General features: G+C 65.0%; 22 protein-coding genes. 11 read left to right on the top strand and 11 right to left on the bottom strand.

All coding sequences use genetic code 11. The features are described 5' to 3' along the window. Positions 1–4: 4 nt before the first annotated feature. From coaE to ABQ039_RS14900, 3 genes are read right to left on the bottom strand one after another with little or no spacing between them, the layout of a single operon-like run. Positions 5–628, bottom strand: coding sequence for a dephospho-CoA kinase (coaE, locus tag ABQ039_RS14910; RefSeq protein ID WP_349777979.1), 624 nt, complete (start codon positions 626–628; stop codon positions 5–7). 13 nt (positions 629–641) lie between these two features. Then, positions 642–1,505, bottom strand: a complete 864-nt coding sequence (locus tag ABQ039_RS14905; protein WP_104559904.1) for an A24 family peptidase — start codon at positions 1,503–1,505, stop codon at positions 642–644. A gap of 6 nt (positions 1,506–1,511) precedes the next feature. Then, positions 1,512–2,771, bottom strand: coding sequence for a type II secretion system F family protein (locus ABQ039_RS14900; protein ID WP_349777980.1), 1,260 nt, complete (start codon positions 2,769–2,771; stop codon positions 1,512–1,514). A 376-nt stretch (positions 2,772–3,147) separates the two neighbouring features. Here ABQ039_RS14900 and ABQ039_RS14895 point away from each other — a divergent pair, with 376 nt between their 5' ends. After that, positions 3,148–3,597 carry a pilin gene (locus ABQ039_RS14895; RefSeq protein WP_349777981.1) on the top strand — a complete coding sequence of 150 codons (450 nt, stop codon included), beginning with the start codon at positions 3,148–3,150 and terminating at the stop codon, positions 3,595–3,597. A gap of 288 nt (positions 3,598–3,885) precedes the next feature. Continuing rightward, positions 3,886–5,595: a type IV-A pilus assembly ATPase PilB gene (gene pilB, locus ABQ039_RS14890; RefSeq protein WP_349778088.1), complete on the top strand. Its 1,710-nt coding sequence runs from the start codon at positions 3,886–3,888 to the stop codon at positions 5,593–5,595. A 213-nt stretch (positions 5,596–5,808) separates the two neighbouring features. Here the strand turns inward: pilB and ABQ039_RS14885 are convergent, their stop codons facing one another. Together ABQ039_RS14885 and ABQ039_RS14880 are read right to left on the bottom strand one after the other, a co-directional pair. Continuing rightward, complete coding sequence (locus ABQ039_RS14885) at positions 5,809–7,203, bottom strand: sigma-54 dependent transcriptional regulator (protein WP_349777982.1); 1,395 nt, start codon at positions 7,201–7,203, stop codon at positions 5,809–5,811. 192 nt (positions 7,204–7,395) lie between these two features. Then, positions 7,396–9,009 (bottom strand): PAS domain-containing sensor histidine kinase, encoded by a 1,614-nt coding sequence (locus tag ABQ039_RS14880; RefSeq protein ID WP_039525813.1) that lies wholly within the window; start codon positions 9,007–9,009, stop codon positions 7,396–7,398. Positions 9,010–9,240: 231 nt separating this feature from the next. On the opposite strand from ABQ039_RS14880, the gene sucC reads away from it, so the two are divergent. Both sucC and sucD read left to right on the top strand, forming a co-directional pair. After that, positions 9,241–10,410 carry an ADP-forming succinate--CoA ligase subunit beta gene (sucC, locus tag ABQ039_RS14875; protein WP_039519379.1) on the top strand — a complete coding sequence of 390 codons (1,170 nt, stop codon included), beginning with the start codon at positions 9,241–9,243 and terminating at the stop codon, positions 10,408–10,410. A gap of 24 nt (positions 10,411–10,434) precedes the next feature. Continuing rightward, positions 10,435–11,310: a succinate--CoA ligase subunit alpha gene (sucD, locus tag ABQ039_RS14870; protein ID WP_011038208.1), complete on the top strand. Its 876-nt coding sequence runs from the start codon at positions 10,435–10,437 to the stop codon at positions 11,308–11,310. Positions 11,311–11,528: 218 nt separating this feature from the next. Here sucD and ABQ039_RS14865 read toward each other — a convergent pair whose 3' ends face one another. Further along, entirely contained in the window at positions 11,529–12,428 is a 900-nt protein-coding gene (locus ABQ039_RS14865) for a LysR family transcriptional regulator (RefSeq protein ID WP_221232316.1), read from the bottom strand. Between the two features lie 122 nt (positions 12,429–12,550). Here ABQ039_RS14865 and ABQ039_RS14860 point away from each other — a divergent pair, with 122 nt between their 5' ends. The 3 genes from ABQ039_RS14860 (at position 12,551) to ABQ039_RS14850 (ending at position 16,072) form a co-directional block, all read left to right on the top strand. After that, the gene (locus ABQ039_RS14860) at positions 12,551–13,195 is read left to right on the top strand and encodes a DsbA family protein (RefSeq protein ID WP_184608702.1); all 645 of its coding nucleotides are present in this window, start codon (positions 12,551–12,553) and stop codon (positions 13,193–13,195) included. 213 nt (positions 13,196–13,408) lie between these two features. After that, a complete protein-coding gene (locus ABQ039_RS14855) occupies positions 13,409–14,230 on the top strand; it encodes an MBL fold metallo-hydrolase (protein WP_260297087.1) in 822 nt (273 codons plus the stop codon). A gap of 201 nt (positions 14,231–14,431) precedes the next feature. Next, a complete protein-coding gene (locus ABQ039_RS14850) occupies positions 14,432–16,072 on the top strand; it encodes an NAD+ synthase (RefSeq protein WP_184608707.1) in 1,641 nt (546 codons plus the stop codon). 9 nt (positions 16,073–16,081) lie between these two features. Here the strand turns inward: ABQ039_RS14850 and ABQ039_RS14845 are convergent, their stop codons facing one another. Both ABQ039_RS14845 and ABQ039_RS14840 read right to left on the bottom strand, forming a co-directional pair. Beyond that, positions 16,082–17,068 carry a hypothetical protein gene (locus ABQ039_RS14845; RefSeq protein ID WP_184518091.1) on the bottom strand — a complete coding sequence of 329 codons (987 nt, stop codon included), beginning with the start codon at positions 17,066–17,068 and terminating at the stop codon, positions 16,082–16,084. 325 nt (positions 17,069–17,393) lie between these two features. Next, the gene (locus tag ABQ039_RS14840; protein WP_024939405.1) at positions 17,394–18,275 is read right to left on the bottom strand and encodes an outer membrane protein assembly factor BamD; all 882 of its coding nucleotides are present in this window, start codon (positions 18,273–18,275) and stop codon (positions 17,394–17,396) included. A 120-nt stretch (positions 18,276–18,395) separates the two neighbouring features. Between ABQ039_RS14840 and rluD the strand changes: the two genes are divergently transcribed. The 4 genes from rluD to ABQ039_RS14820 all read left to right on the top strand — a co-directional run bounded on the left by rluD (position 18,396) and on the right by ABQ039_RS14820 (position 21,231). Continuing rightward, positions 18,396–19,391, top strand: a complete 996-nt coding sequence (rluD, locus tag ABQ039_RS14835; RefSeq protein WP_054592204.1) for a 23S rRNA pseudouridine(1911/1915/1917) synthase RluD — start codon at positions 18,396–18,398, stop codon at positions 19,389–19,391. Position 19,392: 1 nt separating this feature from the next. Next, positions 19,393–20,208, top strand: coding sequence for a peptidoglycan editing factor PgeF (gene pgeF / locus ABQ039_RS14830; RefSeq protein ID WP_349777983.1), 816 nt, complete (start codon positions 19,393–19,395; stop codon positions 20,206–20,208). Between the two features lie 2 nt (positions 20,209–20,210). Continuing rightward, positions 20,211–20,735 (top strand): DUF4166 domain-containing protein, encoded by a 525-nt coding sequence (locus tag ABQ039_RS14825; protein ID WP_349778089.1) that lies wholly within the window; start codon positions 20,211–20,213, stop codon positions 20,733–20,735. Positions 20,736–20,805: 70 nt separating this feature from the next. After that, complete coding sequence (locus ABQ039_RS14820) at positions 20,806–21,231, top strand: thiol-disulfide oxidoreductase DCC family protein (protein ID WP_181097756.1); 426 nt, start codon at positions 20,806–20,808, stop codon at positions 21,229–21,231. A gap of 265 nt (positions 21,232–21,496) precedes the next feature. On the opposite strand, the gene ABQ039_RS14815 is transcribed toward ABQ039_RS14820, so the two are convergent. The 3 genes from ABQ039_RS14815 to ABQ039_RS14805 all read right to left on the bottom strand — a co-directional run bounded on the left by ABQ039_RS14815 (position 21,497) and on the right by ABQ039_RS14805 (position 26,341). Then, complete coding sequence (locus ABQ039_RS14815) at positions 21,497–23,365, bottom strand: methyl-accepting chemotaxis protein (RefSeq protein WP_349777984.1); 1,869 nt, start codon at positions 23,363–23,365, stop codon at positions 21,497–21,499. A gap of 170 nt (positions 23,366–23,535) precedes the next feature. Next, the gene (locus tag ABQ039_RS14810) at positions 23,536–23,853 is read right to left on the bottom strand and encodes a hypothetical protein (protein WP_349777985.1); all 318 of its coding nucleotides are present in this window, start codon (positions 23,851–23,853) and stop codon (positions 23,536–23,538) included. Positions 23,854–23,902: 49 nt separating this feature from the next. Then, positions 23,903–26,341, bottom strand: a complete 2,439-nt coding sequence (locus ABQ039_RS14805) for a glucose/quinate/shikimate family membrane-bound PQQ-dependent dehydrogenase (protein WP_349778090.1) — start codon at positions 26,339–26,341, stop codon at positions 23,903–23,905. Between the last annotated feature and the right edge of the window lie 103 nt (positions 26,342–26,444).

Here is a 26,444-nt window from a genome sequence, read left to right as displayed (position 1 = left end):
GATGTCAGCGCCCGATTCGATGCGTTTGTAAAGTTGCCCTGTAGCTCGCATCCAGGCTTCGCGCTTGTTGCGCTAGACGGTCCGTGTCGCCTTCGTTGCTGACTACGTCATCGGCAATGGCCAATCGTTGTTCGCGAGACGCTTGCGCGGCAATCATCTGATCGGCAAGCACCGATGTGCTTCCGTCGCGTTGCATCAGGCGGGCATGTTGGAGCCACACTGGCACATCGACGACAACAATGCGGTCCAGCCAGGCATAGGTCGCTCGTCCGCCCGCTTCGGTCAGCAGGGGAATCGCGACGATCGTATAAGGGCCCACGGCTGCCAGCGCGGCGCGCTGCAGCTCTGCGCGAATGGCCGGGTGGGTGATCGCTTCCAGCGCTTTCCGTTGGACTGGATCGGCGAAGACGATCTTGCGCAGCGCTTGGCGGTCCAGCGTTCCATCCGGTAACAGAATCTCGCGGCCGAACTGCTCGGTAATGGCGTCGAGAATGGGGCCAGGCGCCACGACCTGCCGCGCAACAACATCCGCGTCAATGACCGTCACACCCAGCTTCTCGAACTCGGCGGTCAGGGCGCTCTTGCCGGAGGCGATGCCACCCGTGAGGCCGACGATGAAGTCACTCATCGCCGTGCCCTGATCAACGCAGGCCTGCGAAGTGCAGGTAGCCGTCCACCAGGTCGTTGCCCCAGAAGAACACCACCCAGCCGGCGATGGCCAGGTAGGGGCCGAACGGGATCGGGGTGGCACGGTCGCGGCCCTTGGCCACCAGCCAGATCGAGCCGAGGATGGCGCCGACCAGCGAGGAGATCAGGATGATCGGCAGAATGCCTTTCAGCCCGCACCAGGCACCGAGCGCGGCCAACAGCTTGAAGTCGCCGTGGCCCATGCCTTCCTTGCCGGTGAGCTGCTTGAACAGCCACCACACCGTCCACAGCGAGACATAGCCGACTGCCGCGCCCAGCAGGGCGGGCTTGGCCGGCATGTAGAGGTTGTCCATCGAACCGACCAGGCCCAGCCACATCAGCGGCAAGGTCAGCTGGTCCGGCAGCAGCTTGTGGCGCAGGTCGATGCCCGACATCGCCACCAGGAAGCAGCTCAGCACGATGGCGCCGAAGCCCTGCCAGCCGAAGCCGAAGCGCCAGACGCTGGCCACGCACAGGATCGAGGTCAGCAACTCGACTAATGGGTACTGGATGGAGATCGGCTTGCCGCTGTAGCGCGACTTGCCGCGCAGCATCAGCCAGCTAACGAGCGGAATGTTCTCCCACCACTTGAGCTTGTCGCCGGTGACCGGGTCGTGCGACGGCTCCACCACGATGCCCGGCGGCGGCGGTTCATAGATGTCCGGCAGCTCCAGGATCTCGCGCGCGTCGCGCCGCCACTGCCACTCCATGCGCTTGGGCAAGCGCAGGATCACCACGTTCAGGAAGCTGCCGATCAGCAGTCCCAGTCCGGCCGCGGCGGGAAAGCCGAGACCGGGATGCTGGTCGAGAAATGCCATTACGTCTTATCCAACCACTGCGCCGAGTTTGAAGATCGGAAGATACATGCCGATGACCATGCCGCCTACGATGGTGCCAATGAATACCATGATCATTGGTTCCAGCAAGCTGCTGAGCGCATCCACAGCATTGTTGACCTCCTGTTCGAAGTACTCGGCGACCTTGAACAGCATGGCATCCAGTGCACCAGCTTCTTCGCCGATCGCTGTCATCTGGATCACCATATGAGGAAATAAATTGACTTGTTTCATAGCAGCATTGACTGGATAGCCAACGGACACGTCGTCGCGCATGCGTAGTACTGCAGCTTCATATACAGAATTTCCAGTGGCTCCCGCAACAATGCCAAGCGCTTCTACAAGCGGTACGCCGGCTTTAAAAGTGACTGCGGTAGTGCGCGCAAATCTGGCAATTGCACTGTTATGCATAATTTGCCCAATTACAGGGACCTTGAGGATCAGTCTGTCCATCCCATGCTGCATGGCTGGCGAACGTTTGTAAGCGAAGAAGACGCCAGCGGCCGTGCCTAAGGCGATAAATAAAATAAGCCACCACCAGGCAACCATGAAGCGAGACGCGTTTACGATTAACTGAGTGAAAGCTGGAAGTTCAGCGCCGAAGCCCTTAAAGACGTCCTCAAATTGTGGGACTACCCATATAAGCAAAATTGAACTAACAATCAGCGCAACTGCCATCACCATTGCTGGATAAAAGAGAGCCTTTTTAATTTTCCCTTTAAGTGCTTCAATATTTTCTTTATAAGATGCAATTGTATCTAGGACCGTTTCAAGCACGCCGGCGCCTTCGCCGGCTCTCACTAAATTGCGGTACAGTTCATCGAACTGCACGGGATGCCTGCTGATTGCTTCGTGCAGAGACGAGCCGCCTTCAATATCTGTGCGAATTTTACCAACCATGTCGCGCATGCGTGGGTTTTTTTGGCCGCTACCAATGATCTCAAGCGCACTTACAATAGGTACGCCAGACTTCATCATAGTCGCCATCTGGCGGCTGAAGAACGAGATATCTTTGGCGGTAACTTTCTTGCCCGCTGCACCAAATAAAGGCTTCGGTTTCGATCTTACAACATTGGGTGTAATCCCTTGTCGCCGTAATTCAGCGCGAAGCATGTTGGCATTTCTGGCAACCTGCTCGCCCTTCATTTTGATGCCTCGCTTGTCCGTCCCCTCCCAGACAAACAAAGACAATGGGCTTGTGTCACGTGATGCTGACGATTTCGCAATGGCTGTACGGCTTGCGGACATTTTTCGTTCTCCGTCCAGCCATCCCCAGGCCAGATCTGTAAGGCTGATAGTACAAGCTTCTGCGGACACTAGCACCTAGCTTGAGTGCCAGGCGCAACCATACGCGGCGTGCAAAGTTGGACATATAGTTCGCTCAAAAGTGACGTTGAGGGTCACATTGCAGCCAACGTAGCAAAAATAGGCATTAGCCCTATCTCATCGCTGGGGACAGTGCGATCATGACCTCGAAGCGGATGGGGATGTGAGTTGTAGTTGGCACGCTTCCTGCTAGAAGCTTCGTTGCGGCGACGCCTGAGGTCATCTGTGATGGGCTGTCAGGATCTCGCAGAGGTGTTCAGGGGTGTCCTGTTAAATTTTTAAAATCTAGGGGTCATAAATGAAGAAGCAACAGGGTTTTACCTTAATCGAGCTGATGATTGTCATCGCTATCATCGCAATCCTTGCGGCCATTGCTATTCCTGCGTATCAGGATTACATCGCTCGTGCGCAGATGTCCGAGGCGATGACGTTGGCTAGTGGTCAGAAGGTGGGTGTTTCTGAAGTATTTGCAAACAACGGTACTTGCCCGACTAACGGCAATAACGGCTTTGCCGCTGCTACCGATATCAATGGTAAGTACGTCGCTCAGGTGGCTGTCGGCGGAACTGCGGCAGCAGCTGGCGGATGCACCATCGTTGCAACCATGAAGAGTACCGGCGCTGCTGCCGGCATCCAGGGCAAGAAGCTGACGCTGACTCTGTCTAATGCTGACAAGGGCTCCAACGTATGGGCGTGTACCTCCGATGCTGCCCAGAAGTATCTACCCACTGCGTGCACTGGAACCTGATTGGTTAGTTGAGTTGGTTGAATTTCCAAAAGCCCCGGTCGTCACCGGGGCTTTTCAATTGTGTTTTGATAGAAATATTTAGCAGGGCCACTTGGGTTCTTGGTGCCGGCATCTGGTTGGTGTGGATATTAAGTTTGGCCTTGCGATGCCCTGACGAGACTCGTCTTGGTCTCATGCTGTTAAGTAGGATAGAGTTGACTGATTATTGCTTATCTTTTGTAGTGCGATATATTGACTTCGCTTAATCAAGGGGTTCTCAACATGAGCGCAGCGACTTCTATCAATTTGGTGGGTATAACCGGGATAGCCCGGCGCTTAGTACAAGATGGCGCGATAGATGAAGTGGTAGCTCGCGCTGCTATGGACCAAGCATCTACAGCTAAGGTGCCGTTGCCGCAATGGTTTTCCGAGAAAAAGCTCGTAACGGCTTCACAATTGGCGGCTGCCAACGCGGTTGAATTCGGCATGCCGCTTATGGACGTATCAGTATTTGATGCCAGCCAGAACGCAGTCAAGCTTGTCAGTGAAGAGTTGCTCCAGAAGTACCAGGTGCTGCCGCTGTTCAAGCGCGGCAACCGGTTGTTCGTGGGGGTGAGCAACCCGACCCAGACCCGGGCGCTGGACGACATCAAGTTCCATACCAACCTGGTGGTCGAGCCGATCCTGGTCGACGAGGACCAGATCCGTCGCACCTTGGAGCAATGGCAAGCCAGCAATGCGGCGCTTGGCTCGTCGCTCGGTGACGACGATGAGGGAATGGGCGACCTGGACGTGTCGGCCGGGGACGAGGACATGGGCGCCGGCGGGGATTCCGGGGTCGATGCCAAGGGCGACGACACGCCGGTGGTGAAGTTCGTCAACAAGGTGCTGGTGGATGCGATCCGGCGGGGAGCCTCCGACATCCACTTCGAGCCGTATGAAGACGACTACCGGGTGCGGCTGCGCATCGATGGGCTGCTGAAGAATGTGGCCAAGGCACCGGTAAAGCTGAACCAGCGCATCGCGGCGCGTCTGAAGGTGATGTCGCAGCTGGATATCGCCGAGAAGCGGGTGCCCCAGGACGGGCGCATCAAGCTCAACCTGTCCAAGACCAAGCAGATCGACTTCCGTGTGAGCACCTTGCCGACGTTGTTCGGCGAGAAGGTGGTGCTGCGTATCCTGGACGGCAGCGCGGCCAAGCTGGGCATCGAGAAGCTGGGCTACGAGGCGGACCAGCAGAAGCTGTTCCTGGAGGCGATCCATAAGCCGTACGGGATGGTGCTGGTGACCGGGCCGACTGGTTCGGGCAAGACGGTGTCGTTGTATACGGCACTCGGCATCCTCAACGACGAGACGCGCAACATCTCCACCGCCGAGGACCCGGTAGAAATCCGCCTGCCCGGCGTCAATCAGGTGCAGCAGAACAACAAGCGCGGCATGACCTTCGCCGCGGCGCTGCGCTCGTTTCTGCGTCAGGACCCGGACATCATCATGGTCGGCGAAATCCGCGACCTGGAGACCGCCGAGATCGCGATCAAGGCCGCGCAGACCGGCCACATGGTGCTCTCGACGCTGCACACCAACGATGCGCCGCAGACCATCGCGCGCCTGATGAACATGGGCATCGCGCCGTACAACATCACCTCGTCGGTGACCCTGGTGATCGCGCAGCGTCTGGCGCGGCGCCTGTGCAACAACTGCAAGCGCAAATCGACCTTGCCCGAGCATGCGTTGCTGGCAGAAGGGTTCACTGCAGAGCAGCTCGCTGCCGGTATCGAGCTGTATGAGGCAGTCGGCTGCGACGAATGCACCGAAGGCTACAAGGGCCGTACCGGTATCTACCAGGTGATGCCGATGACCGACGAGATCGGCGCGATCGTGCTGGAAGGCGGTAACGCGATGCAGATCGCCGAGGCGGCACAGAGTATCGGCATCCGTGACCTGCGCCAGTCGGCGTTGGTCAAGGCCGCGCACGGGGTAACCAGCCTGGCCGAGATCAACCGAGTGACGAAGGACTGAGTGCTGGGAATCGGGAATCGGGATTGGGGAATCGCAAAAGCCTGGGGCCTGTACGTCCCAGGCTTTTTTGTTTGGACAACAGCCTCAAGGATTGCGGCGGGCCACCGCGAGGTAATGCATTAGCCAATCCACGGCGGTGTGTCCCGCAAGAACCATCGAAGCGGCGCCTGTGCTTTTACGATTCCCGATTCCCCAATCCCGACTCCCGGCCTTTTACTCCATCCCCAACTTCTTCAACTTGTAACGCAACGCCCGAAACGTGATGCCCAGCTGCGCGGCGGTCTTGGTCTTGTTCCAGCGATTCTCCTCCAGCGCCTTCTGGATCGCGGCGCGCTCCAGTTGCTCGATGTAGGAAGGCAGGGCGGCCGAGGCGGGGTCGATGTCGACCACCGCTTCGCGGGGTTCGACGGCGGCGCTGCCGGGGGTGGCGGCCAGGCGATGGCCGCCGTGGGCGGGCAGGCGCAGGTCGGTGGCGCTGATCTGGTCGTCTTCGGCCAGGGCCAGGGCGCGTTCGAGGATGTTTTCCAGCTCGCGCACGTTGCCGGGAAAGCCATATTGGTCCAGCGCGTCAAGCGCGGACTGGGTCAGCAGCGGAATCGGCCGGCCGTGGCTATGTGCCAGGCGCGCGATGATGGCCGCGGCCAGTTGCGGCAGGTCGCCGCCACGTTCGCGCAGTGGCGGCACGCGTAGTTCGATGACGTTGATGCGGTAGTACAGGTCGTGGCGGAAACGGCCGTCGGAGACCAGGTCGCCCAGGTTCTTGTGGGTGGCCGAGAGAATGCGCACGTCCACCAGCGACTCGCTGGAGGCGCCCACCGGACGCACCGATTTTTCCTGGATCGCGCGCAACAGCTTGACCTGCATCTGCAGCGGCAATTCGGCCACCTCGTCCAGAAACAGCGTGCCGCCATGCGCGGCCTGGAACAGGCCGGGCTTGTCGGCATGTGCGCCGGTGAAGCTGCCCTTCTTGTGGCCGAAGAACTCGCTTTCCATCAGTTCGGCGGGAATGGCGCCGCAGTTGACCGGCACAAACGGGCCGGCCGCGCGTGCGCCCTGTTCGTGGATGGTGCGGGCGACCAGCTCCTTGCCTACGCCCGATTCGCCGACGATGTAGACCGGCGCCTGGCTGCGCGCGACCTTGCCGATGGTGGCGCGCAGGCCTTCCATCGCGCCGGAGTCGCCGAGCAGGCGGCTGGCCTGTTCCGGTGGCGGCGGTGGCGGGGCAGGGCGGTCGCGGTTATTCAATTCCAGCGCGTGCTTGACCAGGCCGCGCAGCACGCTGATGTCCACCGGCTTGCTGACGAAGTCGAAGGCACCGGCCTTCAAGGCTTCCACCGCCAGGTCCATGCTGCCGAACGCGGTGATCATCGCCACCGGGGTCTGCGGATAGTGCTTGGCGATTTCGGTGACCAGCTCGATGCCGTTGCCGTCGGGCAACCGCATGTCGGTCAGGCACAGGTCGTAGGGATTGTTGGCCAGCAGCTCGCGCGCTTCGGCCAGGTTGGCGGCGGTGCTGATGCGCAGGCCCATCCGGCCCAGGGTGAGAACAAGCAGTTCGCGAATGTCACGCTCGTCATCGACAACCAGGGCACTTTTCGGTTCGTTCATGTCGCGCACGATAGCCCACGGCGATGACCGTCGACAATTGCCGGCCGGGTCCGGGCGTAACGATTCACGCGATCACACGATGGTGCGCGGGCGCAGCACGATGCGCAGCGGCTGGCTGCACGGACACGATCGCAGCGCTAGCGCAGGCCACAGCGCCATTGGCTTGCTGCTGGCATGACGCAGCGCTCTCGCTCATTTCCCGAGCAGGCTATTGGGCCCCTGCAACAGGATCCGGAAACACGCGCCGCCGCCCGGCACCGACACGTAGTCCAGTTGCGCCTGGTTGGCGCGGCACAGTTCCTGGGCGATATACAGGCCCAGCCCGGTGCCGTGCTCGGAGGTGGTGTAGAACGGGCGGAACAATTGCGCGGCCACCGTCTCCGGGATGCCGGGGCCGCGGTCGACCACGTCGATCACCGCCATGCGCTCCATGCGCTCCACGCGCAGTTTCACCCGTGCCGGTTCGTCCATGACCCGGCCGTACTTGAGCGCGTTGTGCACCAGCGCGGTCAGGATCTGGTGCAGGTGCTTTGGGTCGATCAAGGCATGCACGGCATTGCCCTGGATGCTGGCCTCCAGGATGTCGGTCTCCATCGACAGGGTCTGCCGGTACTCGACCACAAAGCGGCGCACGAAGGCGGCCAGATCCAGGTTGTCCGGACTTGCGCGCTCGCGGCGGGCCAGCGCGAGCACGCTCTCGACAATGCCGTTGGTGCGCTGGCATTGCTGGTGGATGATCTGCAGCAGGCGGCGGTCGGCATCGCCGATGTCCGGGGATTCTTCCAGCAGCTGTGAGGCGTAGCTGATCGCCGCCAGCGGATTGCGGATCTCGTGCGCCAGGCTGGCCGAAAAGCGCCCCATCGCCGACAGGGTGAGCGATTCGGCGCGCCGCGACACCACGCTGGCATCGTCCAGAAACACCAGCACCAGGTCGCTGTCGGCGAGCAACCGCACGAAGCGCGGCTGCACTTCCGGGCGGTCGGCGCCCAGTTGCAGCGGAGCCTCTTCCTCGCGCCAGCCGCTGCGCCAGCGCTGCAGGCGGCGCAACAGTTCGGGCGTGAGCGCCGCCAGCGACAGGTCGACCGGGGCGTTGCGCTGGTCGCCGTCGCCGAGCAGCGCCAGCGCCGCCTCGTTGGCCAGGGTGATGCGGTTGTGCGTATCGACCACCAGCACGCCGGTGCGCATGCGGCGGATGATCAGTTCGTTGATCTCGTAGAGGTTGGCGACCTGCGCGCCGCGTTCTTCGGCCAGTACCTGATTGCGGCGCGCACGCGAGCCGATCTGTTCGCAGATGAAGGCCACCGCGACGTAGCTGGTGGCGAACATCGCCAGTTCCGCGACCGGGCGGGCGGCGCCGCCGCCTTCGAGCAGGGTCCACAGGTATTCCAGCACGATGGCGCCGCTGGCGAGCACCGCGATGCTCATGCCGTAGCGCAGGCGCAGCAGGATCGAGGCAGCGGCGACATTGAACAGCAGCATCATCGCGATGCCGGCGCTCGCGCCGGGCAGCGCATGCGTGGCCAGGGTCGCCGCGGCGATGTCGGCCAGCACCGAACAGAACACGGTGGTGGTCAGCCGGCGCTCGCTGCGGCCCCAGAACAGCAGCGGGATCGCCACCGACAGATAGCCGATCGCCACGCCGGCCGCCAGGCGCGGGTAACGCGGCTCCGGGATCGCGTCGGACAGGGGGCTGAACACCAGCGCGGCGATCAGCCCGGCCACCAGCACCCGGTACAGCGAAAAGAAGTACAGCTCGCGCTGCGGCGCGGACTGGATCCGGTCGATAAGCGATGGGCTGGATGGCAAGCCGATTCCCCGCTGGAGCAAGCCGCGAGTATAGGCAGGTGCGCGGCCCGCGCAGCGCTTGCGCACAGTGCCGGGCTGCGTGCAAGCGGTGCAAACGGCAGGCCGCGCGCGCCGACTTTTGCGCCGCACGGCGTGGTCGGCCACAATAGGCGGCCCGTTCGCGTCTCTTGACGTGCCGCCCAGGCGGTCTGCGTTGCACGCAGCGGTCGTTTCCTTTTCCCACGGTGACGCATGAATTTCCACGAATACCAGTCAAAACAGCTGCTTGCCGAGTACGGCATCCCCGTTCCGGCCGGCAAGGTCGCGGCGACCCCGGACGAAGCGGTTGAAGTCGCCAATTCCCTGGGCAAGGGCCCCTGGATGGTGAAGGCGCAGATCCACGCGGGCGGTCGCGGTAAGGCTGGCGGCGTCAAGTTCTGCAAGACCACCGACGACGTGAAGGCCGCAGCGGCCAAGATGCTCGGCACCAAGATGTCCACCTACCAGACCGCCGGCGTCGAGCTGCCGATCAACCTGGTGCTGGTGACCACCGCCGGCGAGATCGTCAAGGAGCTGTACCTGTCGATCCTGGTCGACCGCGGCACCAAGACCATCACCTACATCGCCTCCAGCGAGGGTGGCGTGGAGATCGAGCAGGTCGCCGCCGAGACGCCGGAGCTGATCCACTCGCTCAACGTCGATTTCGTCGAAGGCGTGCAGGGCTACCACGGCCGCGATTTCGGCTTCAAGCTCGGCCTCACCGCCAAGCAGGCCGGCCAGTTCGCCAGCATCATGGTGAACCTGTATCGCCTGTTCAACGAAAAGGATCTGGCGCTGGTTGAAATCAACCCGCTGGCGATCCTGGACGACGGCAACCTGTACGCACTGGACGGCAAGTTCGACAGCGACGACAACGCCGCGTTCCGTCAGAAGCAGCTGATCGCCATGCGCGACAAGACGCAGGAAGACGAGACCGAAGTGACCGCGTCGGAGCTGGACATCAACTACGTCACCATGGACGGCAACATCGGTTGCATGGTCAACGGCGCAGGCCTGGCCATGGCCACCATGGACGTGATCAAGCTCAACGGCGGCGAGCCGGCGAACTTCCTGGACGTGGGCGGCGGTGCCAACAAGCAGCGCGTCATCGAGGCGTTCAAGCTGATCCTGTCCTCGGACAAGGTCGAAGGCATCTTCGTCAACATCTTCGGCGGCATCGTCCGTTGCGACATGATTGCCGAGGGCATCATCGCTGCGGTCAAGGAAGTGGGCGTCAAGGTCCCGGTCGTGGTGCGCCTGGAAGGCACCAATGTGGAAGAAGGCAAGCAGCTGCTGCGCGACAGCGGCATGGCCATCATCCCGGCCGACAACATCAACGACGGTGCCAAGAAGGTCGTCGAAGCTGTCAAGAACGCCGCCTGATCCACGACACCGAAGGAACTATCCATGTCCGTTTTGATTAACAAGAACACCAAGGTGATCGTGCAGGGCTTCACCGGCCAGCAGGGCACCTTCCACGCCACTCAGATGATCGAGTACGGCACCCAGGTCGTCGGCGGCGTGACGCCGGGCAAGGGCGGCACCACGCATATCGACCTGCCGGTGTTCAACACCGTGGCCGATGCCGTGCAGAGCACCGGCGCCGATGCGTCGGTGATCTACGTGCCGCCGCCGTACGCGGCCGATGCGATCCTGGAAGCGGCCGCGGCCGGCATCAAGGTCATCGTCTGCATCACCGAAGGCATCCCGGTGCTGGACATGCTGCGCGTCAAGAACGTGCTGACCCGCTCGCATCCGGACACCGTGCTGATCGGGCCGAACTGCCCCGGCGTGATCACCCCGGGCGAGTGCAAGATCGGCATCATGCCGGGCCACATCCACAAGCCGGGCAAGATCGGCATCGTGTCGCGTTCGGGCACCCTGACCTATGAAGCGGTCAAGCAGACCACCGAAGTGGGCCTGGGCCAGAGCACCTGCATCGGTATCGGTGGCGACCCGATCAACGGCCTGAACTTCGTCGACTGCCTCAAGCTGTTCAACGAAGACCCGCAGACCGAAGGCATCATCATGGTCGGCGAAATCGGTGGCGACGCCGAGGAAGCCGGTGCCGAGTACATCAAGCAGTTCGTGAAGAAGCCGGTGGTTGGCTTCATCGCCGGTGCGTCGGCGCCGGCCGGCAAGCGCATGGGCCACGCCGGTGCGATCGCATCGGGCGGCAAGGGCACTGCCGAAGGCAAGTTCGCGGCGATGGAAGCCGCCGGCGTCAAGACCGTCCGTTCGCCGGGCGATCTGGGTGCGGCGATTGCTGCGCTGGTGAAGTAAGCACGCCGCGCGCGCAAGCGCGTAGCGTCGGAGAGGCCGCCTTCGGGCGGCCTTTTTTGTGGCTAGCCACTTTAGCCAGCGGTCTGTGGCGAGTCATTTGTTGCAATGGCCGACGTGGCCATTTCCGCTGGCCAATGGCTGGCTGTGCCAGCGCCTTCGCCGGCCGCCGTTGCCTGCTGCGGCTTGGCGGCGGATTCGATCGGCTTGCAGCGTTCGATTCAAAGCTCGTGCTGTTGCGCATTGAGCTCAAGCAACAGTTCCACGAACGCGCGCACTTTTGCCGGTCGAAAGCGCGTTGCCGGAGATACGGCGTGGATGCCGCCGGACGGCAACTGCCACTGCGGCAGCACATGCAGCAAGCGACCGGCAGCCAGATCGTCAGCGACCACATAATCGGGCAGCACCGAGATGCCTGCGCCCTGGCACACCGCTTCGCGCACGGCGAGGGTGGCGTCGAGAAAGATGCCCGGCTGCACCTCCACACTCTGCGGCGCATGCGTGGCGTGCGCGAATTGCCAGCGCTGGTGATCGCGCAGGGCGGTGTTGGCCACGAAGGGCAGGGTGGCGATGTCCTGCGGCGATGCGATTCGGGCCAGCTGCGCGGCCATCGTGGAAGGGGCGACCAGCAACTGTCGAAACGCGCCGATCTTGCGTGCCTGCAGGCTGCTTTCGGCCAGCCAGCCGACGCGGATCGCAAGCTCGATGTTGGCCGTCATCAGGTCCAGGGTCTGGTCGCTGAGGATCGCGTCGACCTTGCAGGCCGGATGGCGCCGGGTGAAGGCTGCGATCGCCGGCACCACCACGCGCACGCCGTAGTCCAGCGGGGCGGTGAGCCGGAGCAGCCCGGACGGTTCGGCGGCGGTGTCGGTGAGTGCGTCGAAGGCGTCGTCGGTATCGCGCAGGATGGCCGCGCAGCGCTGGTAGAACGCCTGCCCGAGCTCGGTGGTGCGCACCCTGCGGGTCGTGCGCACCAATAAGGAGGTGCGGCATTCGCGCTCCAGGCGGGCGACCTGCTGGCTCACCACCGCCTTGGTGATGCCCAGGCGCTCGGCGGCCGCCGTGAATGAGCCGGTGTCCACCACTGCGACGAAGTAGGCCAGGCGGCGCAGATTGCCCAAGCCGCCTGGCCCGGTCTCGCTTCGATTGTGTGTCTTTGGCATACGGTATGTTTATGGCGGATGGATTTAAGAGTCAACGGCGCGGGCCTAGGATGCCTTCCTCGCCACCGGATGCCGCTGCCATGTCCACCACCGTTCATTACATTTACGACCCGCTGTGCGGCTGGTGCTATGGCGCCAGCGCGGTGGTGTCGGCGTTGCAGGCACGGGCCGATGTCACGCTGCAACTGCTGCCAGCCGGGCTGTTTCTGGGCGCGGGCGCCAGGGCGATGGACGACACCTTCGCCGGCTACGCCTGGTCCAACGACCAACGCATTGCGCAGCTGACCGGCCAGGGTTTCAGCGCCCAGTATCGGCAGCGCGTGCTCGGCAATCGTCAGCAGCGCTTCGATAGCGCTCCGGCGACGTTGGCACTGACGGCGGTGGCGCGTGTCGCTCCGTCGCGCGAAGTGCAGGTGCTGGGGGCCATCCAGCGGGCGCGCTATGTCGAGGGTAACGATGTGACCGCGCTGGACACGCTGGTGGGCCTGCTGGAATCGCTTGGGCTGGAGCAGGCCGCAAAGCAGATCGCCGCGCCGGATGCGCAGCTGCTTGCGCTGACACAGGCGCGCATCGACCAGGCGCTGGAGCTGTTGCAGGAATTCGATGTGCGCGGCGTGCCGACGCTGGTTGCGCAGTCGTCCGGCAAGCGGTGGTTGCTGGATGTCGGGGCGGGTTATGGCAACCCCGATGTCGTCCTGCGGCAGTTGGATGATGGGCATTTATAGGCATCTGGGGGACTGGTTTCTCGCCATGGGGTTGGCTTTCTTGCAGCTGACCTTTCCCCACACACGTCTCCAGTGACTTGGCTGTCTTCCGCCGCACCCTCACCCCAACCATCGCCATCCCCAAAGGCCAAACCAATGCCAACCCGACGAGACGTCATCAAAACCCTGGCCGTTGCGAGTGTCGCAACCGCCTTCCCTGGAGCGAATACCGCCATGGCTGCACCGACCACACTGACGTATCAACATTTCCCCGCCGGCGAACATGGGTTCTTCCGCGCGCCGGTGCTGATTTCCGGCACGCACGATGCGGTGCTGATCGATGGTGGCTTCACCCTGCCCGACGGCAAGGCGCTGGCCAAGGCGATCCGCGCCAGCGGCAAGACGCTGACCACCATCTACATCAGCCAGAGCGACCCGGATTACTACTTCAGCCTGGCGCCGATCAAGGCTGCCTTCCCCGAGGCGCGCGTCATCGCCGCCTCGGCCACCATTGCGGCGATCAAGGGCAATGTCGAAAAGAAACTGGCCACCTGGGGCCCGCAGCTAAAGGAAAACGGCCCGCAGCGCCTGGCCGACATCGTGATGCCGGAGCCCTTCGATGGTCCTGCGCTCACACTGGAAGGCCACGCGCTGGAGATCGTCGAAGCCGACGGTCTGGCCAATCGACGCTATGTCTGGGTGCCTGCGCTGAAGGCGATCTTCGGTGGCGTGCTGGTGTTCTCCGGCACGCATGTGTGGACCGCCGATACGCGCGGCGCCGAAGGCCGTGCCGCCTGGCGCAAGACGCTGGAGCGCATGGCGGCGCGTTTGCCATCGGTGGTGGTGGCCGGCCATTTGCTGCCGGGCGCGCCCACCGATGCCTCGGCCATCGCCTACACGCGCGATTATCTGCTGGCTTTCGAGCAAGAGCTGGCCAGGCATAGCAACAGTGCCGACCTGATCAAGGCCATGACCGCGCGCTACCCCGATGCCGGCATGACGGTGGCACTGCAGATCGGTGCCAAGGTCGCCACCGGCGAGATGCAGTGGGGCTGATGCGATGACGGCGCAGCCGGACATCGTCCGCGCAGGCGCCGTGCACGCAGCGGACGCGTAACACCGAGGCGCGGCAGATCCCTGCACGCCGCTGCGCTTCTGGAATAATGCAGGCTTGGCGGCGACGCCGGTCTGCATCCCGGTCTGTTGCGGGATGCGGCGCAGCCACGCCTTCCCCGCTGCATTCGCATAGGCCTTCCAATGTCCCAGACGCTCCGCATCGCCATGGCGCAGTTCGACTTCCCGGTCGGCGCCGTGGCGCGCAATACCGATCGCATCATCGACTTCATCGCGGCAGCGCGCGACGAGTTCGATGCGGACATCGTGCTGTTTCCCGAGCTGGCGATCAGCGGCTACCCGCCGGAAGATCTGCTGCTGCGGCCCGGTTTTCTCGCCCATTGCCAGGAAGCGTTGGCGCGCATCGCCGCCAGTACGCGCGGCATCGTGGCGGTGGTCGGCTGGCCGCAGAGTGCCGGCAGCGTGGTCTACAACGCCGCCAGCGTGTTGCGCGACGGGCGTATCGAGGCGACGTATCGCAAGCGCGAATTGCCCAATTACGCAGTGTTCGACGAGCGCCGCTACTTCGACGTGGACCCGGATGGCGACAACTGCGTGGTCACGGTCAAGGGCGTGCAGGTGGGTGTGGTGATCTGCGAGGACCTGTGGTTTGCCGAACCGCTGGCCAGGACCGTGCAGGCCGGCGCCGAGCTGGTGCTGGTGCCCAATGCCTCGCCCTACGAGCGCGGCAAGCATGTGCAGCGCGATGCCCTGCTGGCCGAGCGCACCCGCGAGAGCGGGGCGGCGATTGCCTACCTCAACGTGGTCGGCGGCCAGGATGCGCTGGTGTTCGACGGCGCATCGGTGGTGGCCGATGGCGACGGTACCGTGCATCCGGCCGCTGCCGCCTTCGTCGATCAGTGGCTGGTGGTGGACTACGCCGCCGGCGAGCGCAGTTTCACCCCGGTGGTGTGGGTGGACGATGGCGACGAGAGCATGGATGCGCTGGCCTGGCGCGCTGTGGTGCGCGGGCTGCAGGACTATTGCCGCAAGAACGGCTTCAGCAAGGTCTGGCTGGGCCTGTCCGGCGGCATCGATTCGGCGCTGGTGCTGGCGATGGCGGTCGATGCGCTGGGCGGCGACAACGTCACCGCAGTGCGGTTGCCGTCGCGCTACACCGCCAACCTGTCCAACGATCTGGCCGACGAGCAATGCCGCGCGCTGGGCGTCAAGCTGGAAACCATCGCGATCGAGCCGGCGTTCGAAGGCCTGCTCGCCGCGCTGGGGCCGATGTTCGAAGGCACCCAGCCGGACATCACCGAAGAAAACCTGCAGTCGCGCAGCCGTGGGGTGATCCTGATGGCGCTGTCCAACAAGTTTGGCGGGCTGCTGCTGACCACCGGCAACAAGAGCGAGTACGCGGTGGGTTACGCCACCATCTACGGCGACATGTGCGGCGGCTACGCCCCGCTCAAGGATCTATACAAGACCGAAGTGTTCGGCCTGGCCAAGTGGCGCAACACCGTGGGCGGGGCGCCGGTGATACCGCCGGCCGTGATTTCGCGCCCGCCCTCGGCCGAGTTGCGCGACAACCAGACCGATCAGGATTCGCTGCCGCCGTACGATGTGCTGGACGGCATCCTGTACCGCTACGTCGACCAGGAGCAGTCGCGCGATGACATCGTCGCGGCCGGCTATGCCGCCGACACGGTGGAGCACGTGCTGCGGCTGGTGCGGCTCAACGAATGGAAGCGCCACCAGGCCGCGCCCGGGCCCAAGGTGTCGCGGCGCGCGTTCGGGCGCGAGCGGCGTTACCCGATCACCAATGGCTATTCCGGCCAGTAGCCCGAACGGCTATTGCGGTCGGTCGCCCGTTGCATTGGCTGCCGTTGCGGTGGCCGGTGTTTGTGCGAAGCGGGTGAGCAGGTCCAGGGTCGGCTTGGGCCGGGTCAGGTCGTACATCAGGCCGAAATGACCTTCGGCGCCCTGGATGGTGGTCTGGTCCAGCAATTCGTAGACGTTCACCTCGGACACCACGTCGGCATAGTTGTCGCGCACGTTGCGCAGCAACTGCGCCAGGCTGTCGTAGCAGCCGCGGTCGCCTTCCGCACCGCCGGTGGTGTTGCCGGTGTAGATCTCCGCACAGTTGAGCTCGTTGAAGAACACCGGGGTCTTGTAGGTCTGCGCCGCGGTGCGCAGCTGGCCCAGGTACAACGCGCTCCAGTAGCCGGCATCCTGGTGGAAGGCGTAGTAGTGGAAGCTGATGTGGTCGAAATTGAAGCCGGCCGCCTTGGCCTTGGCCAGGAACCACAGCGAGCCATTGCGATCGCCGGGGCAGCGTGCGTTGGCGCTGCGGTCGTCGCTGTTGCAGGCGGTGATGTTGATGGTGAAACGCAGGCCGGCGCCCAGTTCGTTGGAGGCCTGGCGCATGCCCAGGTACATCGTGGTCATTGCCGCGATGCGGGCATCGGCCTCGGCGCGCACCAGGTCCTGTTCGTTGCCGATCTCCCAGACCTTGATGTCGGCCGCATAGCGGCGTGCCAGCTGGTAGCCGATCTCGCGCGACATCGGGTAGACCATCGGGCGCAGCGTGATGCCGTACTTGCGCGCCAGCGGGACCAGCGCATCCAGCGTTGCGTAGTCACGCGGGTCCACATCGAAGCGGTAGCTGCGCAGATTGCGTGCGGCCAGCAGCTGGAAGCGGGCCTCGGCCTGGGCCATGGAATAGCCGGGGCGATTGTCGTGAGCGTTGACGCCGTAGACGATCGGCGCCGCGGTGGCGGTGTTGGTCATCGCCGCCAGCAACAGGGCGAGCAGGAACGGGACGATGCAGCGGGACATGCGGCCTCCTGGGCGGGCGCCAGCGGGGAGTCGGGTCTTCTTCAGGGCCGAGTATAGGCAGCGCACAGGCGCGGTTCGGTGACCTGGTGCCGGGTCTGGCGAGGTGCCTGCAGCTGTCGCGGGCAGGCGCGCCCCGCGTTGCGGGAGAGGGTGGGGCGCGGGCGCGGAATGCGGGACGGCCGATCTCCCGGTCGATCAGGCGTCACTGTCGCCAGGCATCGCGAGTGCCTGCGGCAGCCGGCGCGCCGTCACCGCCGCAGGCGCGTTACCGCAATAAAAAGGGGCCTTGCGGCCCCTTTTTCTCATTACACCGGCGACTACTGTCTCAGTCGCGGCTCATCTGTGCGTTGCGCTGACCGGTGGCGGCAGACTTCTCGCCGGCGAACGGGTTGAGCTTACGGATGGCCCAGGGATACTTCGGCCAGTCGCCGGTCAGCCACGGGTGCTGCGGGCTGTTGAGCTCCAGCACGCGGCGTGCGTCGGCGGCCAGGGTCTTGTTGCCCAGGTGGGTGTAGGCCTCGGCCAGCACCGCGACCGCGTCGTATTGGTAGGCGCTCTGCGGATAGGTTTCCAGCAGGTAGTTGGCACGACCGGCCGCCGAGACCCAGGCATTGCGCCGCAGGTAGTACAGCGCGTTGTCCAGTTCATGCTGGGCGAACACGTCGCGCAGCTCGATCATGCGCTTGCGCGCATCCGGCGCGTAGCGGCTGTTCGGGTAGCGGTCGGTGACGGTGTTGAAGTCGTTGTAGGCCTGCTGCGGCGAGGACAGGTCGCGACGGCTCGGATCCAGCGACCACACGCGGCGCAGGAACACCGTATCGCGGTTGCTGTTGGCCAGCCCGCGCAGGTAGTACAGATACGAGATGTTGCGATGGGTCGGATAGGTCCGGATGAAGCGGTCGACGCTGGAGACGGTGTCGTCGTGCTTGCCGGCCTTGTACTGGGCATAGGCGGTTTCGATCATCGCCTGCTCGGTGTACGGGCCGTACGGGTACTGGGCGATCAGGCGCTTGTAGCTGGCTTCGGCGCCGGCCCAGTTGCCTTTCTCCATCAGGCCGTGGCCCTTGCCGTAGAGCTGCTCGACCGGCATGCCCTCATCGGGATTCTTGTCCTTGGCGCCGCGGTGGCAGCCGGTGACGACGAACGCCATGACCAGCATGAGGGCAATCAGGCGCGCAGGCGCGGAAAACGTGGACCGTCGGATCATGGGTCTGGGCAGGACGCATCAGGAAAACGAGAGCGCGATGATAGCCTAGTGGCCTGTCCGGCGACTGACTCCCGCCGCCCGGACCGCCAAATTCCCGCTTTTGCCTGAGTGCCCGTGTCCATGTCCGACCCATCTGCCGACCCCCTCGACCCGTCCATCCGCCAGGCCATCGTGCCCGACAACGCCGCTGGACGCCGTTTCGACGCGGTGCTGGCCGAGCTGTTCCCCGAATTCTCGCGCTCGCGCTTGTCGGAGTGGATCAAGTCCGGCGATGCGCTGCTGAACGGGGAAATGGCGCGCCCGCGCGACACCTTGCGCGGCGGCGAGAGCGTGCAGGTGCAGGTGGTGCTGGAAACCCAGACCCACGCCGCGCCGCAGGACATCCCGCTGAGCGTGCTGTACGAAGACGACCAGGTACTGGTGATCGACAAGCCGGCCGGGCTGGTGGTGCACCCGGGCGCGGGCAATCCGGACGGTACCCTGGTCAACGCCTTGCTGTTCCGCGACCCGGCGCTGGCGGCGGTGCCGCGCGCAGGCGTGGTGCACCGGCTGGACAAGGACACCAGTGGGGTGATGGTGGTGGCGCGTACCGTGCAGGCGCAGACCGCGCTGGTGGAACAGCTGTCCGCACGCGATGTGCATCGCCAGTACCTGGCGGTGGTGGTGGGCGCGCTGGTCTCCGGCGGCACCGCCAACGCGCCGATCGACCGCCATCCGCGCGATCGGCTGAAGATGGCGGTGCGCGACGACGGCCGCGATGCGGTCACCCATTACCGCCTGCGCGAGCGCTTCCGCGCGCACACCGCGCTGGAATGCCGGCTGGAAACCGGGCGCACCCATCAGATCCGCGTGCACATGGCGCATCTGAAGTCGCCGATCGTCGGCGACCCGCTGTACGGCGGCGCGCTCAAGCTGCCCAAGGGCGCCACCGACGAACTGGTGCACGAGCTGCGCACCTTCAAGCGCCAGGCGCTGCATGCCGAAACCCTGGAATTCCTGCACCCGGTCAGCGGCGAGCCGGTGCGCGCCAGCGCGCCGGTGCCGGCCGACCTGCAGCGGCTGATGACGGCCCTGCGCGAAGACAGCGCACGCGCCGCCGAGCTGGCACGCCGCTGACGTGGCCGCCGCCGCACCCTTCGTGCTGCCGGCCGACTGGCCGGCGCCACCACGCATCCATGCGCTGACCACGCTGCGTCACGGCCTGGGCGGCTCGCTGGCGCCGTTCGACACGCTCAACCTCGGCAACCGCAACAGTGCCGATGGCGACGCGCCGGAGCAGGTGGAACGCAACCGGGCGCTGCTGGTCGAGGCGCTGGCACTGCCCGGTACCCCGCAGTGGCTGCGTCAGGTGCATGGGGTGGAGGTGCTGCGTGTCGACGCGCCCGTGCTCGCGCCCGGCGAACAGCCGCCTGCAGCGGGCACTGTCGCGCCAGGCGCGCGGGAACCGGTCGCCGATGCAGCGGTGACCGCCGTGCCCGGCGTGGTGCTGGCGATCCTCACCGCCGATTGCCTGCCGGTCGTGCTCGCCGCTGCCGATGGCAGCGAAGTGGCCGCCGCGCATGCAGGCTGGCGCGGCCTGGCCGACGGCATGCTGGAGCGCAGCGTGGCGGCGATGCGCACGCCGCCGCAGCAGGTGTTGGCATGGTTGGGGCCGGCAGCGGGGCCGCAGGCCTATGAAATCGGTGAAGACGTGTTCAACGCCTTCGTCGCGCACGATGCGCAGGCGCAACGCGCGTTTGTTGCGACCCGCCCGGGGCATTGGCGGGTGGACTTGTATGCGTTGGCGCGTCAGCGCCTGCAGCATGCCGGTGTGCCGGCCAGCGCCATCCATGGCGGCGGGCTGTGCACCATTTCCGAGCCGCAACGTTTCTTCTCGCATCGTCGCGACCGCCGCAGCGGACGCATGGCCACGCTGGCATGGATCGCGCCCTGAGCGTGCCGTTGTTTGCGCAGGTGCTGGGGCAGGACGCGTTCGCGCAGCTGCCTGCGCCGGTGCGCGCGCTGCATTCGGTGCAGCAGCGGCAGACCTTCGCCGGCCGGGCAAGGATTCAACGCGGCACGCATGCGCTGGTCCCGTTACTGGCGCTGTTGAGCCGCTTGCCTCGCAGTGGCGAGGTGGAGGTCGAAGTGGAGTTTCTTGCAGACGCGGCGGGCGAGCGCTGGCATCGGCGGTTCGGCGGCCTGCCGATGCATTCGCGCCTGTGGCGTGAGGGCATGCGCCTGCGCGAACATCTGGGCGCGGTGCGGTTTGAATTCGCGCTGCGCGCCGACGCGCAATCGCTGTACTGGCAGGCCACGCGGGTGTGGGCATTGGGCTGGATCCGGTTGCCTGCGCGCTGGTTCGAGCAGGTGCGTTGCCGCGAGCATGCCGACGCCGGGCGTTACGGATTCCTGGTCGACGTGCACTTGCCGCTGGTCGGCCCGTTCATTCGTTACGAGGGCTGGCTTGAACCGCGTTGATCCACCGCTCGTTGACGTGTCTCAGCTGGAGTCGTCTCGGTTGGAGCCTGCTCACTCGAAGCCGTCGCGCGTGGAGCCGCCCGGCCGTCAGCCAGGTGCTGTGCCCGCGACCATCGTGTTCGATGGCGTGTGCCTGCTATGCAATGGCTGGGTCAGGTTCCTGCTGCGTCACGATCGACGCGGGCGTTATCGCTTTGCCGCAATGCAGGGCCAGGCCGGACGTGCGCTGTTGCAGCAGCATGGGCTGGATCCGGACGACCCGTTGTCGTTTCTGCTGGTGGATGACCGCGGTGCGTGGACCGACAGCGACGCGATCGTGCGGGTGCTGGCCGGGTTGGGCGGCTTCTGGCGGCTGGCCACGGTGTTGCGCGTGGTGCCGCGTCGCGTGCGCGACATCGGCTATCGCCTGATCGCACGCCATCGCTACCGCTGGTTCGGTCGCAGCGAGCATTGCATGCTGCCGACACCGGAGCAGCGCGAGCGGTTTCTCGACTAGCGCCCCAGCTAGACGTAGGAGCGCACCTGGGCGCGATGGGCGTTACCGGGAAAGCTTCGTCGCGCCCGGGTGCGCTCCTACGACTGCGCGCTGATTTCTCTGATGGCTTGTCGATACGGAGTACTGTTCGGCCGCGTGCGCTGGATCTGTGGTGGCGGACAGGCATGCCTGCTTTGTGTAGGAGCGCACCTGGGCGCGATGCGGCGTTACCGGGAAGGCTTCGTCGCGCCCGGGTGCGCTCCTACGGTGATTCCGTGACGGCGGCTTACGCGGCTGCGTTTTTGAAGCTTGCGGGCGCTGCTTTCGGGTTGCCGCTGTGCGCAGGCTGCAGGCGGAAGATCGACACCGCATCGGCCAGTTCCACGGCCTGTTCTTCCAGGCTGCGCGCGGCGGCGGTGGCTTCTTCCACCAGCGCGGCGTTGCGTTGGGTGACTTCGTCCAGTTGCGCGACGGTACGGTTGACCTGTTCGATGCCGCTGGATTGCTCGGCGCTGGCGGCGGTGATCTCGCTCATGATGTCGGTGACGTGTTTGACCGAGCCGACGATCTCGCGCATGGTCGCGCCGGCGCGGTGCACCAGGCCCGAGCCCAGTTCGACCTTGTCGGTGGAGTCGGCGATCAGCGTCTTGATCTCCTTGGCCGCATCGGCCGAGCGCCGCGCCAGCGCGCGCACTTCCGAGGCGACCACCGCAAAGCCGCGGCCCTGTTCGCCGGCGCGTGCCGCTTCCACCGCGGCGTTGAGCGCCAGGATATTGGTCTGGAAGGCGATGCCGTCGATGACGCCGATGATCTCGCCGATCTTGCGCGAGGCGGTGCTGATCTGCCCCATGGTGGACACCACATCGTCCATCACCTGGCCGCCGTTGTGCGCGACTTCGCCGGTGCCCACTACCAGCCGGTTGGCCTGCAGCGCGCTGTCGGCGTTCTGCTTCACGGTGGAGGTGAGCTCCTCCATGGAGCTGGCGGTTTCTTCGAGATTGGCGGCCTGTTGCTCGGTGCGCTCGGACAGGTCGGCGTTACCGGCGGCGATTTCCACCGCCGCGCGGCGGATCGTGTCCGATGCGATCTGGATGTCGCCGATGATCTCGGTCAGCCGGGTCACGGTCTGGTTGGTGTCGTCGCGCAGGCGCGCGAAGATGCCGTGCGCATCGCCCTCCACGCGTTGGGTGAGGTCGCCTTCGGCCAGTGCACCGATCACACGCGCCAAGGCGGCCAGGTGGGTTTCCACCGAGTCGTAGATGCGGTTGATGCCCTGCGCCAGCGACAGCAGCACGCCGTCCATGCCGTCGATCTGCATGCGCTGGCTGAAATCGCCGGCCGCGGCGGCATCGATGATCTGGATCAGCGCCTGCTCGGCGTTGACCTGCGCGGTGACGTCCATCCACTGCGCGATGGTGCCCAGCTTGGTGCCGTCGGCGGCAATGATCGGGCTGTAGACGAAGTCGATCTGGCGGCCGAAGAACGGCGCGCGCACCGCCTTGGAGGCGGTCAGCGCACGCATGCGGTCGATCGCGGCCTGGCTGTCGGGATAGATGTCGCCGATGCTGCCGCCGACGAAGCCTTCGGCATGGAAGCTGGGGCGGAAGCTCTGCACATCCGGCTCGATCAGCTTGAGCATCGCCAGCAGTTTGCGGTTGGCGAACAGCACCTGGCCGTCGTCGTCGGCGATGCGGATCATGGTGTCCAGATCGTCCAGCGCCTTGATCACGAACTGGCCGTGGCGCAGCCCCTGTTCCATCACATCGAGGCGGATGGCCAGCTTGTCCTGGGTCGCCTGCAGGGCGTGCAGCAACGGCGCGAGTTCGCCGGAGGCGGTGCGCAGATCCAGGCGCTGAAAGCGCCCTTCACCGATGGCGGTCACCGTGCCGATCGCCTGTTGCAGTTGCGCCACACCGCGACGGCGTGCCCACCACCACAGCCCGGCACTTGCCGCGCCCAGTACCAGCAGCGCCGGCAGCAAGCGGCCCAAGCCGGTCCAGACACCGCCGGGCAGCAGCGTGGCGGCGTAGAGCGTCAGCAAGCCCAGCAGCCCGATCTGTGCAGCGGCAGGCAGCCATGCGGCCGTGCTGGCACGCGCAAGGTTCCGGCCGGAAGGCGGGCGGGAGACGGCGGTGGCATCGGGTGAGGGCGACATAGGCTGAGTCCAACTGAGTGATTCGGAGTGGGGAGCGGCGTCCTGCGCTGCATGGGCTGCTATGGGGTATCGGCGGCCGAGCCCGAATCATGACGGCGTGAAATCACCGTTCGTCGGAATCTGCCGACCAGACCCCTGTAAACACCGATGTAGTTGATTTGGAAGCGGTTTCAGCGCTGCCCGACGTGCTGCGAAACCGTGATTTGCAGCCGGATATCGGTCTTGCAATAGTAAATTTCACGTGAAATATCGGCGGGCTCCGTAAACACTTCGTAGACCTCGACGCCGCGTAGTCCGATCGCATGCACGCCACCTAGACTGGCCAGCGGCGCCATCGGTGCAACGCGACGAACACGCATCGAAGCGCGGGGAATCGGGAGTGGGGATTGGGGAATCGGGCGCGCCATCAATCCAGCCCAGCCCTGAAAGACGACAGAAAAGCGCCTTTCCCATTCCCGAATCCCGATTCCCAAAAAAAAACCGGCCATCTCACGATGACCGGTCTATCGATGCCCAACTAGCTGACGTTACACCGGCTTACTTCGCCGGCTTGGCGCCCGCGTCATCCGGCAGCGCCCAGGCGATCACGCTGTCTCCCGACTTGGTTTCCATGCGGTCGTGCCCACCCACGGCGGCCACGATGTACTGCTTGCCGTCGATGGTGTAGCTCAGCGGGGCGGCCTGCGGGCCGGCCGGCACGCGGGTCTCCCAGACCTGCTTGCCGGTGCGGGTGTCGAAGCCGCGCATGAAGTCGTCCAGGGTCGCGCCGATGAAGGTCACGCCGCCGGCGGTGGCCAGCGAGCCGCTGTTGTTAGGCGTGCCGATCTCGAACTTGGTCTTGGACGGGATGCCCATCGGGCCCTGGTCGTAACCGGTGCCCAGCGGACGCCGCCAGATCACCTGCTGGGTGCGCAGGTCCACGCCGGAGATGTAGCCCCACGGCGGTGCCACGCACGGCGTGTTGAGCGGCGACATCCACGGCTCCTTGCGGGCGCCGTAGGCCAGGCCCTTCTGCGCCATGTAGCCGGGCGTCTTGCTCTTGCCGTCGAACACCGACACCACGCCCAGCTCATTCATCTTTTCGCGGGTGTAGACCTGCAGGGTGTAGGGCAGGCGATTGCTGTTCATCACCATGATGCCGCGCTGCAGATCGACCGAGATGCCGCCCCAGTTGATGCCGCCGTGATTGCCGGTAAAGGCCAGCGAGCCCTGCAGGGTCGGCGGGGTGAACATGCCTTCGTAGCGCAGCTGCTTGAACTGGATGCGGCAGGCCAGCTGGTCGAAGGGGGTCATGCCCCAGGCGTCGGATTCGACGATGGTTTCGTACTCGCGGCTCGGTGCGCCCACGGTATTGGGCATGCCCGGCGAGATCGGCTGGGTGGCCGCGGTCCAGTCGCCATGATCGGTGCCCTGCGGCACGGCGATCTGCTTGACCGGCATGAGCGGGGCACCGGTGGCGCGGTCCAGCACGAACACCTGGCCGGACTTGGTGGCCTGGATCACCGCAGGACGGGTACCACCGCCGGCGACCGGCCAATCGACCAGGTTCGGTTGCGGGCCGATGTCGTAATCCCACAGGTCGTGGTTGACAGTGCGGAAATGCCAACGCTCCTTTCCGGTGGCCGCATCCACGGCAACCAGCGAGGCGGTGTATTCCTCATCCTGCGGGGTACGGCCCTTGCCGAAGAAATCGCCCGAGGCATTGCCGGTCGGCAGATAGACCAGGCCCAGCTCGTCATCGGCTGCCATCAGCGACCACACGTTCGGGGTGGAACGGGTATAGGTCTGCCCGGCCGGCGGCTCGGCGGTGATCGCCGGGTTGCCCAGGTCCCAGGCCCAACGCAGCTGGCCGGTGAGCGCATCGAAGCCACGCACCACGCCCGACGGCGCATCGCCTTCCTGGCCGTCACGCACCTGGCCGGTGGGCTGGATCACCACGCCGCGCATCACCACCGGTGGCGAGGTCGGGCCGACAAAGCCCGGCTTGGTGTTGCCGGTGCCGGCATTGAGATCGACAAAGCCGTTGTTGCCGAAGCTGGTGCACAGCTTGCCGGTCTGCGCGTCCAGCGCGCCGAGGCGGCCATCGACCATCGGCCAGAAGATTCGCGTCGGGCACTCGGCGGTGCCTTGCGGGGCCTGGTAGTACGACACGCCGCGGCAGGTGGTGGCGGCAACGCCGGCCATCGCCTTCGGATTGGTCTGCGGGTCGAAGCGCCAGCGCTCCTTGCCGTTGGCTGCTTCCACCGCGATCACCTTCTGGGTCGGGGTGCAGATGTAGAGCAGCTCGCCGACCTTGAGAGGGGTGTTCTGGAAGGCGTAGCCCAGCTTGGAGCCGGCCGGCTTCAGATCGCCGGTATGGAACTCCCAGGCCACCTTCAGGTTCTTGGCGTTCTCCGGGGTGATCTGCGCACCGGGGGTGTAGTGGTTGGACAGGTTGGAGCCGGCGTACGAGGTCCAGTTGCTGGCATCGTGATTGGCCGCGACGTTACCGTCCGGGCTGGGCACGTTGGCGCGGCTGAACGGCGTCGCATTCTCGGCCGGCAGCTTGGAGGCATCGGCCAGTTCGACATTGCGCGGCACCAGCAGTGGCCACAGGATCAGCGTCGCGCCCAGGATCGGCAGCACGCCGGTCACCAGCACATAGCCAAGCCCCGACAGCGGCTGCATACGGCGGCGGGCCACGCCCCAGAACGGCAGCAGCACCAGCCCCAGCACCGACATCCAGGCCAGACGCGGGACCAGGCCCCAGCCATCCAGGCCCACTTCCCACAGCGCCCAGGCGATGGTGGCCGCCAGCGTGGCGCCAAACAGCCACAGGCCGGCACGCTTGCCCAGCGCCAGCAACACGCCGGCCAGGAACAGGCCGATGCCCGCCAGCAGGTAATACCAGGAGCCACCGACGGCGACCAGGCGGCCGCCCTCGTAGGCAAGCACCGCACCGAGCACGGCGATCACCACGGCATAGACCACCAGCAACCAGGTGCCTAGTCCACGTTTTGAGGATTGATCAGTCATTTTGAGATGTCAGGAAGGACCCAGGCACCGGCAGGCGGTGGCGAGTCGTGGAGGGAGCAAGATC

The organism is Xanthomonas sp. WHRI 6108, assembly GCF_040202385.2.
Taxonomy (GTDB): Bacteria; Pseudomonadota; Gammaproteobacteria; order Xanthomonadales; family Xanthomonadaceae; genus Xanthomonas; species Xanthomonas arboricola.
Note: the sequence above shows the minus strand (reverse complement) of the source record. Positions and strands in the feature narration are given on the sequence as shown.